Raw genomic sequence first — 9,279 nt, forward strand, 5'->3', positions numbered from 1 at the left:
ATCTCCCCATCTCAATTAATCGTCGTTAAAAGTATCATTTGTAGTGCCTTGTTCTTGCTCTAACATTTTACGCTCATACATTTTAAAGAACGGATAGTATATGATTACTGCTACTAAAAGATTAAATACGACTAACACCAGTGCTCTCCAGTCACCATTCGTTGCAAATAATGCCCCTAAAGGCCCCGGTAATGTCCATGGCGCAAGTATCGTGATTTTAGCTATCAAACCTAACTTAAATACAAAATAAGTAATCGTCGTTAAAATAAGTGGAATCCCTATAAACGGTAACGCAAGAATCGGATTCATAACTAACGGCGCACCAAATATAAGTGGTTCATTGATATTAAATATGCTCGGTATAATGGAAAAACGTCCTACTTTCTTCAAATATTCAGATTTTGAGAATATCATCAATATACACAAACTCAGTGTCGCTCCTGCACCGCCTATCCATACAAACCACTGGAAAAATGGTTCGACAATAATATGTGGTAATGGTTCCCCAGCAGCCTTAGCATCTATGTTTTGATCTAATAATGAAAACCAAATAGGTTGGAAGACTGCCCCCATTACTGCCACACCATGTATACCTGCTGACCATAAAAGTACAATGAAAAACACAGGAATCAAAGCACCTAATAAACTGTCACCGGCAAAATTACCTAAAGGTTCAAAGATTTTATTAATAATAGCATTTAAATCTATGTTTAATATCACTCTTACAAACCAAGAAATAACGATAATGACGATTGCAGGTACCAAAGATTCAAACGAACGTGCAACAGATCCCGGAACTTGATCCGGCATTTTAATCGTAAACCCTGACTTCACTACGAGTCGCATCATCTCAACAGCAAATATCATTGAAATGATTGCTACAAACAAGCCGGAACCACCTAAATCTGCCATAGGCAACACATAACCCACAGCATCGCTTTTAGGTAATTTATCATCTAAGTTGAGCGGTAACGTCATCATTAAAAATGTTGCTAGTGAAAGTAATCCACCTGCTTGGCCATCCATTTTATATGATTTTGCTAAACTATAGCCCATTGAAAATGCAGCGTAAACTGCCATCAGTCCCAACGTCATTCTATTAGCGATCATTATCTTCTCAGCATGCGGTTCTACTAATTTTTCTAAAGCTGGTATGGGAGGAGACGCAAATAAAGTAAAGAACGATCCAACTATGATAAGTGGTAGTGTTGCAATAATACCATCACGAATAGAAGTTAAATGTCGTTGCTCAGAAGCTTTGGCCATGGGTGGCATTAATACCTTTTCAATCCATTTCAAAAATTTCTGCATAACATACACCCTCTGTTTACTTATTTAATTTAGTACTTATACATACGTTTTTATTTGCTTTAAAATTTTAGGTGCGCCAATCGGTGTATAGCCCATTGGATCTATGACATCTACAGGTTTATTAACTGCTTCACCGACTTTTTTAAATTTATCTAATCGATGTCTCACTTGAGGTGCTACTAAACCTAAGTCGTAATCAGCAATTTCATTTTCAAATGCTTCGGTACCAACTGCTACGATTTCCAAATCAAAATTTTCTTTTGCCGCCTCTTTCTTCACAGCATCAACAATCATAGAACTAGACATGCCACCTGAACAAACCATTATTACTTTCATAAAACAACACCCTTTCAATATTTTCTTTTTTTAACTTTAACTGCTTGCCGTGTACGCTCTAATAATTTCGTATGTCGTTCATAATCTCTACTGGCTAATGATACAAATAAAATATCTATGACATTGAGCATAGCTATACGTGAACTCATTGCTGCACTTCTCACTGGCTTTTCTGAAGAGCTATAAAACAAGTTAATATGTGCTAAGTCTGCTACATCATTATTGCTATATTTAGTTATGGAAATAATTTGAGCCCCCGCTTTATGTGCTAATGCTAATGACTGCAAAATATCTTCTGTTTGGCCAGTATTCGAAATAGCAATAATAACATCATTTTTTGTCACATTGGCACTCAATGTCGCTTGCTCATCATAGCTCTTGCCAACCTCACACCACTTATCAATGCGTGTGAGCTTTTGCTTTAAATCTTCTGCAATAATTGCTGAAGCACCAATACCAAACACACAAATTTTCCTAGCCTGATGTATCATTAAAGCTGCTTTTTCTAACGCTACTGGTGATAAAATTTGAGCTGTATTCCTTATCGCTTTAGCATTACTTTGAGAAATACTGTTAATCACGCTTTCATTGGAATCAGTAATATTGAGTTCTTCATAATCATCTTCAATTTCATTATGTCTATTTAACGCCATAGCAATTTCCATCTTTAAATCTTGAAAGCCCTTACATTTTATTTTTTTAGATAACCTAACAATCGTCGCTTCACTGACATTTGTTAGGTCTGCTAAATGTTGTATTGAACTGTTGATCGTTCTATGCGGATAATCGATGATATACTGTGCCACTCTATATTCCGAGGGATTCAATGTCGCTAATGATGATTCCAATAATATTAAAATATTACGAATGACTATCACCCCTTTTTAAATATTGTTTCACCTTAGCTACAATTTACAAAATATTATTTCGTGTGTCAAATTATATTTTATTTGTAAAATGATACTTTTGAAAATGTTGCTTTTCACAAGCTGAATTTAGATCTATGTATGTTTAAAGGTTTACCTCCATTTTTATTTAGAGATAAACCTTTGATATTACGCAACTGATATTAAATTAAATATATGATATGAATAATTTATGATTCACTGAGTTGTGCTTCCATATCTATAAAGAAGTTTGCCATCTTTTCTGCGCCATCGTTTGAAAACATTAGCTCTAAATTATCTTGAGACGCTTGAGCATGAACTTCTGAAACTTCAAACATTTTCTTTTCATAAGCCTTCAATATATCAATAACATTTTCTTTATTTTTGAATGATTGTGCTAACAAATATGCATCATATAATGCCATATTGACACCTTCTCCTGCAAACGGACTCATTAAGTGTGCAGCGTCACCAATAAGTGTGATATTAGGCTGTGTTATCCATTTCAAACCAATTGGCAACTGATAGATACGACGAAATTTAATATCATCATAACTATATGCAATATATTTTTTTAATTCTGTACCCCAATCACTAAATTCAACTAATAGTCTTTCTTTTAATTTTTCTAGTGATAACGCACGATATTCATCTAGCATTTCATATGTTGTCTTAAGACTTACATAGGCCATAATACGACCATCGCCATTACGTTGTCCTAGTATCGCTTGATCTCCTCCTAGTCCCATAACCTTTCCATTTTTATTAAATGCCAAAAGGTCTGGATGTTCTTTTTCATTCGAGTTCATTTCTATCATAGATATACCAGTGTACGTTGGTTTAGCATCTGTTAAATACGGGCGAATTTTAGAAAAGGCTCCATCTGCACCTATTACTAATCCTGTCATCACTGTCATCCCATTTTCAAAAACGAGTTCAATTTCCCTATTATCATGTTGTATTAACTTTTCGTATTTATAACCATATTTAATATTTGTAGGGTTAATTTGTGCAATGATGATATCGCATAACTTACCTCTATCAATTTCGGGTCTACTACCTTCACTTCCTGCGTCTTCGTCGAACAAAATCGTGCCATCTTTACGCACAATTCGTGTATCCTCTCCTTCAAAGCGCGCATGCATCAGAAAATCTTCAAAAATATTAGCTTCTTTCAATGGTAACTGACCACTGTCTTCATGAATATCTAATGAACCACCTCGGTCAGCATGCATATTAGGGTAACCACGTTCATAGATTGTAAATGGTAAGCCTTGTTGTTGTAGAAGTAATCCTAACATTAAGCCTCCTGGTCCCCCACCAATAATCGCAATATGATTTAAATTTTCTTTTTTCATTTTTACACCTTTTTCATTATTTTTATTTTTCTTCAATAAAATTCATTAGCTTTGTTTCAGTTTCTTTGATTAATTGTTGAAACTGCTCATATTTCTCTTCATTTTTCATTGCACTTTGTCCTGCTAACATAAATGATTGGAAAAGTGCTTGTAACTCATCACGTGATTTTTTCATCTTGTCAATATCCATATTTTTGAATTGTTCCATACGTTTTGTAAATTCATCATTATCAATATTGTCCTCTAAAAATGCCTTACCTTCTTTTGTTACTGTATAGATTTTTTTCTTTCCTTCTTTTGATACAGAAACAAATCCACGATCTTCTAACATTTGAAGAATAGGATAAACACTGCCTGGACTTGGCGAATAAAATCCTTTAAATTGTGCCTCAAGATCTTTAATAATTTGATAACCGTGTTTGGGTTCGGTTAACAATAATCGTAAAATGCTATATTGCAAATTTCCTTTTTTAAAAAAGCGGTCCCTGCCGCGTGCGGCTGCAAACATCTTTTCAAACCCTTGTCCAAATCCACCTTCTCCGTGTTGCATCATGATATGTCTTCTATTGTGAAATGATCTATTAAACATTTATTATCATCCTTCCATTTCGATATATCGAAATATTAAACGATATATCGTTACTCGTCAAGCGATATATCGAAAAATAATAACCGTTGCTAGTTAGATATATTCATAATCCTAAATTTGCTAAAATCAATACTTCATTTTAAAATTGGTTTGAATGTAATATTGAAATTTCAAAATTACAATAAGTGCTAAATATTTTAATGGAGTGATCTTATGAATCATAATATTGAATCATTAAAAAATATCATCGATACTTTTAATAGCATTACATTTTTTACAGGAGCAGGTATATCTGTCGCAAGTGGTATTCCTGACTTTCGTTCTATTGGCGGTTTATATGAAGAAATTTCAAAAAATGGTTACTCACCTGAGTATTTACTAAGTGAAACCTATTTCCAAAATGACCCTGAGGGCTTTATTAATTTTTGTCATGATTATTTACTGTTTGCTGATAAAAAACCAAATATCGTTCATCAGTGGATTGCACAACTTGAAAAGCATCAACAATCCCTTGGTGTCATTACTCAAAACATTGACGGTCTACATTCAGATGCTGGGAGTTCACACACAGATGAACTACATGGTACACTAAACCGATTTTATTGTATTAACTGCGACCAAAAATATTCTAAACAATACGTGATTCACCACAACTTACGTTATTGTGAAACTTGTGGCAGTCCCATCAGACCCGATATCGTACTTTATGGAGAAATGCTAAACCAAGACACGATCTTTGACGCCTTGCATAAAATCAAATCTGCTGACACGCTCGTTGTTTTAGGTTCTTCACTGGTCGTTCAGCCTGCCGCCGGTCTTATTTCAAACTTTGAGGGTCAAAACTTAGTTATTATTAACAGAGACCCTACACCTTATGATAGTGATGCAAATTTAGTAATTCACGATGATATGGTCTCAGTCATTAATGAACTGTTTGCGATATCGTAAAATTCCAAATAAATTAGTGTGCTCGCATAGTTTAAAAAATAAAAAGCGTACCTACATGCACGATTAACATATAGATACGCTTCTTTATTTATAATTACATTATTATTCAACTTCGGGTTCTTCAAATTTTGCCAGCGTTGGTTTTGGTGTAGAAATACCTTCTTCATTAAAGTAATGTAAAACTTCTTTACGCAACAATCTTTGACCCGGAAAATGCATGCCTGGCTTCACATGAGCTAATAATTTAATAATCATTTGATTGCCATCGATGCTGTCTAATCCTAATAAATCAGGCGCTGCGACAAACATATCATATTTATCTTTTAATGTTGGTAAAAAGTCTAATAATTTTTTCTCAATCATTTCATAATCCTCTGATGGCGAAACGGGTATCATCACAAGTGGTGATACATCTGTTGCAGAATAATTGACGATTTCACTTATTGTTCCATTGGGTAAAGTATATATTTCACCTGTATCTGATTGTATACGTGTGGATCTTAAACCAATCGTTTTAACTGTACCTTCCGCAATCGTTACACCAGAAGCATTAATTTGCACATAATCACTTACATCAAATTGTCCTTCAAATATAATAAAGAAACCAGTGATAATATCTTTGACAATTGTTTGTGCACCGAAGCCGACCGCTAGACCGACTACACCGGCACCGGCTAAAATCGCCGATACACTTATCCCAAAGCGTGACAATATTGAGGTGAGCACGATAAACCATACAACATAGCTAACTAAATTTTGAACTAGTGTAGATAATGTCTCACTTCGCTTAATTTTATAATGTGTTTTTTTCTTTGCATTCGCCTTGAAGAATTTCGTCACTAATTTCTTCGCAATGGCAATCACTATAATACCCATCAAAATATATGCCGCGATAATTAATATATTGACTAAGAGTGATTGATAAAATTCTACCTGTGTAAGTGGTTCAATCAACTTCATAAAAAATTGCTTCAATTGATTCATATTGTATTTCCTCCATTCTTAGCTCGTTATACGGTTGTATTACAATACATCAAATAGTAGTGATTTATTAAGAAATTGCTTTTCCCATTACAAAAGTTATCATACTTTAATAGTTATCTAAACCCTTTAAGGTTTTGGACAACTTGCTTTAACATAAAGTCACACTTTTATTTCAATATGAAGTCTAAAAGCAGGATAGATATTCACTATCCTGCTTATTTTGTGTGAATATAAATTATAAAAAATCTTTAATGGTTGATTACTTTATCTGTCTTTCTTACTAAAAAATAACATTATAACAGTCTTTAATATTTAGACGTTTAACAACTTTTATATTTTTTTAATAAACTTTGTAAAATTATATTGCTTTATAATAGATTGTACTGTATAAATAGTAAAGAATGATGTAATTTTATAAATTGGGATGGGAATGATTTTATGAAAAATGGTAGTTTTCAACGATTTTCTTTAAGAAAGTTTAAAATTGGTACTGGATCCATATTACTGGGTACATTTTTAATGGTAGGTATGCACAATGAAGCAAATGCTAGCGAACTAGATTCAACACAAACAGCTCATCAAACATTCGTCGAGGATAACAATAAGATAACCACTAAACCTAATGAATCAACTAATCAATATGATAATAAAACAGAAATAACAGAATCAGAGTCCTCAGTAAGTACGAATGATATGACTGAATCTACAAATACGACAGAAAAAGTCACAACACTAAACACTAATGAAAATACATCCGATGTAAATCAACCCGAAGTAACAAACAATACGCCAACTTCTTATGCTGAAAATCAATATCCTACCCAAGAAACGACTTCAAAGACAGTTGAAACTACGTCAGATATAAATAAAGATGCTGATAAAGATGGCAATTTAACATATTTCCAAGAACAAAACGGCTATATACCACAACTTACTCAAACTGTTCAAAATGGTGTCAAAACAGGTGAAAATTGTACTGCGGACGAAGTAACTACGTCATATACAAATAATGTTGATTTAAATGCAAAAAGTATCATGGATACAAATTTAGATGACTATTCCAATAATGGATACCAAGAAAAAGTTAAAAATCCAAATAATCATCCAAATGCGGTAGATACAGAAAATTATGGTCCTGGTAATTTAGAAATTCAACATTGGCAAGATGGTCCAAATGAAGCTACTAAAACACAGTATTGGAGAGCCGTTTTCGCTACTGATTATGCAATAGACAACGCCGAGATGAGAGTTACACTACCATATGAAAATGTAACCACAACAGACGTATCAAACTGGGTAGTAAATCGATATTACCCTGCAGTTTCAACTAACGGTATGAGTAAGTATCAACATATACTAACTCCGGTAAGCGTAACATTTAATGGTAATGTAGCAATTGTCAATTTTGGTAACATCGAAGCCAATAGTGCTTATGGCATAATGTTTACTAAACAATTTGATACACCGCAAAATTTGAGTAATGGATTACTTTCTACAAGTGCAAATGTAGGTGGAACGTGGAACGAAGATGACCTCCAAAGACAGTTAGAATTAAAAAAAGAAAACATGCGAACGCAAGGTTTTACCGAAGATGAAATTAATAATGCGCAATTAGATTATCTAAAAAGTAACCTAAGTCCGAAGCAAATTGAGTATATAAACGAAGTCTGCGAAATCCCGGATAACCCTAACAACCCGAATAACCCTAGCAACCCGGAGAATCCTAGTAACCCGGAGAACCCTAGCAACCCGGAGAATCCTAGTAACCCGGATAATCCTAGTAACCCGGATAATCCTAGTAACCCAGATAATCATAGCAACCCGGAGAACCCTAGCACCCCGGATAATCCTAGTAACCCGGATAATCCTAGTAACCCAGATAATCATAGCAACCCGGATAGTCCTAGCAACCCAGAGAACCCTAGCAACCCAGATAATCCTAGCAACCCGGATAATCCGGAAAATACTCACAACCCAGACAACTCAGATAATCCGGACAATCCGGAAAATCCTAGCAATCTGGATAACCTAAACAATTCGGATAACCCAGGTAACCTAGATTATTTAAATAATACAGATAGATCTGAATTAATGAATAACTCAAACATTTCCAATAATACAAAAGGCTTAGCCACTTTCAACAACAGTGATTTAATAGGTAATCCGGAAAAATTCCATAATTCGAACTACAATTCTGTTTCAAATATGGTTTATAACTCAAATAATCACGTAGCATCTAAATTTATGTATCCCACTTTAGAAACAGATGTGACTAAAAAAAGTACCGATTATTCTGATAAAAATCAACTACCAAATACTGGACAATTACAAGATAAAGCAAATCCATTATTAGGCGCAGTCGCAGCAATTTTTGGTGTTATATTCATCCTATTCAGACGTAAAAGCATACGAAAAGAACGCTAACTTTAATCCATAAAACAAAACCTAATCTAACATGCTAACCTTCAGAAAATTATAAGTGAAAAATTTCTATTATAGTAAAAACGAATTAAAAAGCAACGTACAATGTCTTATTGTACGTTGCTTTTTATAAATAGTAATTCAATTAACAAAAAAGTTATACTTTAAAAATGTTTGACTAAAAGTATTTATAATCATAGCGCCCATAAAATAAATAGTATGGAATAATTAATAATAACATCAATATGCCCAATGCAATATATAAACCTGCATAATTTAAAAATGACACGATTAATCCTAAGAAATCAAAACCACCCGTATAACGTGTGGTTTGTTCGTCGGCTATAAGCCTTTGTGACTGACCAGCCCTGATAAGGGCTCTGAGAAGATCAGCCATTTGTACTACTGTCCCAGCAACGCGTTGAAGGGTTGTTTTATTTTTTCT

General features: G+C 33.9%; 8 protein-coding genes and 1 pseudogene. 2 read left to right on the top strand and 7 right to left on the bottom strand.

The annotated features are described in order from the left end of the window. Positions 1-15: 15 nt before the first annotated feature. The 5 genes from KA883_RS00435 to KA883_RS00455 form a co-directional block, all read right to left on the bottom strand. Entirely contained in the window at positions 16-1,311 is a 1,296-nt protein-coding gene (locus KA883_RS00435; RefSeq protein WP_046206887.1) for a PTS sugar transporter subunit IIC, read from the bottom strand. A gap of 36 nt (positions 1,312-1,347) precedes the next feature. Then, positions 1,348-1,647, bottom strand: a complete 300-nt coding sequence (locus tag KA883_RS00440; protein WP_046206886.1) for a PTS sugar transporter subunit IIB — start codon at positions 1,645-1,647, stop codon at positions 1,348-1,350. A 14-nt stretch (positions 1,648-1,661) separates the two neighbouring features. Further along, positions 1,662-2,525, bottom strand: coding sequence for a MurR/RpiR family transcriptional regulator (locus KA883_RS13695; protein ID WP_046206885.1), 864 nt, complete (start codon positions 2,523-2,525; stop codon positions 1,662-1,664). Between the two features lie 218 nt (positions 2,526-2,743). Next, positions 2,744-3,892, bottom strand: a complete 1,149-nt coding sequence (locus KA883_RS00450) for an FAD-dependent oxidoreductase (RefSeq protein WP_046206884.1) — start codon at positions 3,890-3,892, stop codon at positions 2,744-2,746. Between the two features lie 22 nt (positions 3,893-3,914). Beyond that, a complete protein-coding gene (locus tag KA883_RS00455) occupies positions 3,915-4,481 on the bottom strand; it encodes a PadR family transcriptional regulator (protein WP_052722081.1) in 567 nt (188 codons plus the stop codon). A 213-nt stretch (positions 4,482-4,694) separates the two neighbouring features. On the opposite strand from KA883_RS00455, the gene KA883_RS00460 reads away from it, so the two are divergent. Then, positions 4,695-5,429 (top strand): NAD-dependent protein deacylase, encoded by a 735-nt coding sequence (locus tag KA883_RS00460; RefSeq protein ID WP_210139811.1) that lies wholly within the window; start codon positions 4,695-4,697, stop codon positions 5,427-5,429. A 102-nt stretch (positions 5,430-5,531) separates the two neighbouring features. Here the strand turns inward: KA883_RS00460 and KA883_RS00465 are convergent, their stop codons facing one another. After that, on the bottom strand, positions 5,532-6,413 hold the full coding sequence (locus tag KA883_RS00465) for a mechanosensitive ion channel family protein (RefSeq protein ID WP_046206882.1): 882 nt from the start codon (positions 6,411-6,413) through the stop codon (positions 5,532-5,534). 438 nt (positions 6,414-6,851) lie between these two features. Here KA883_RS00465 and KA883_RS00470 point away from each other — a divergent pair, with 438 nt between their 5' ends. Beyond that, on the top strand, positions 6,852-8,837 hold the full coding sequence (locus KA883_RS00470) for a YSIRK-type signal peptide-containing protein (protein WP_052722080.1): 1,986 nt from the start codon (positions 6,852-6,854) through the stop codon (positions 8,835-8,837). 175 nt (positions 8,838-9,012) lie between these two features. Here KA883_RS00470 and KA883_RS00475 read toward each other — a convergent pair. Then, a pseudogene (locus tag KA883_RS00475) lies at positions 9,013-9,279 on the bottom strand (hypothetical protein); the annotation flags it as partial.

The organism is Staphylococcus sp. GDY8P54P (assembly GCF_017892645.1).
In the GTDB taxonomy this organism is placed as follows: domain Bacteria; phylum Bacillota; class Bacilli; order Staphylococcales; family Staphylococcaceae; genus Staphylococcus; species Staphylococcus ureilyticus.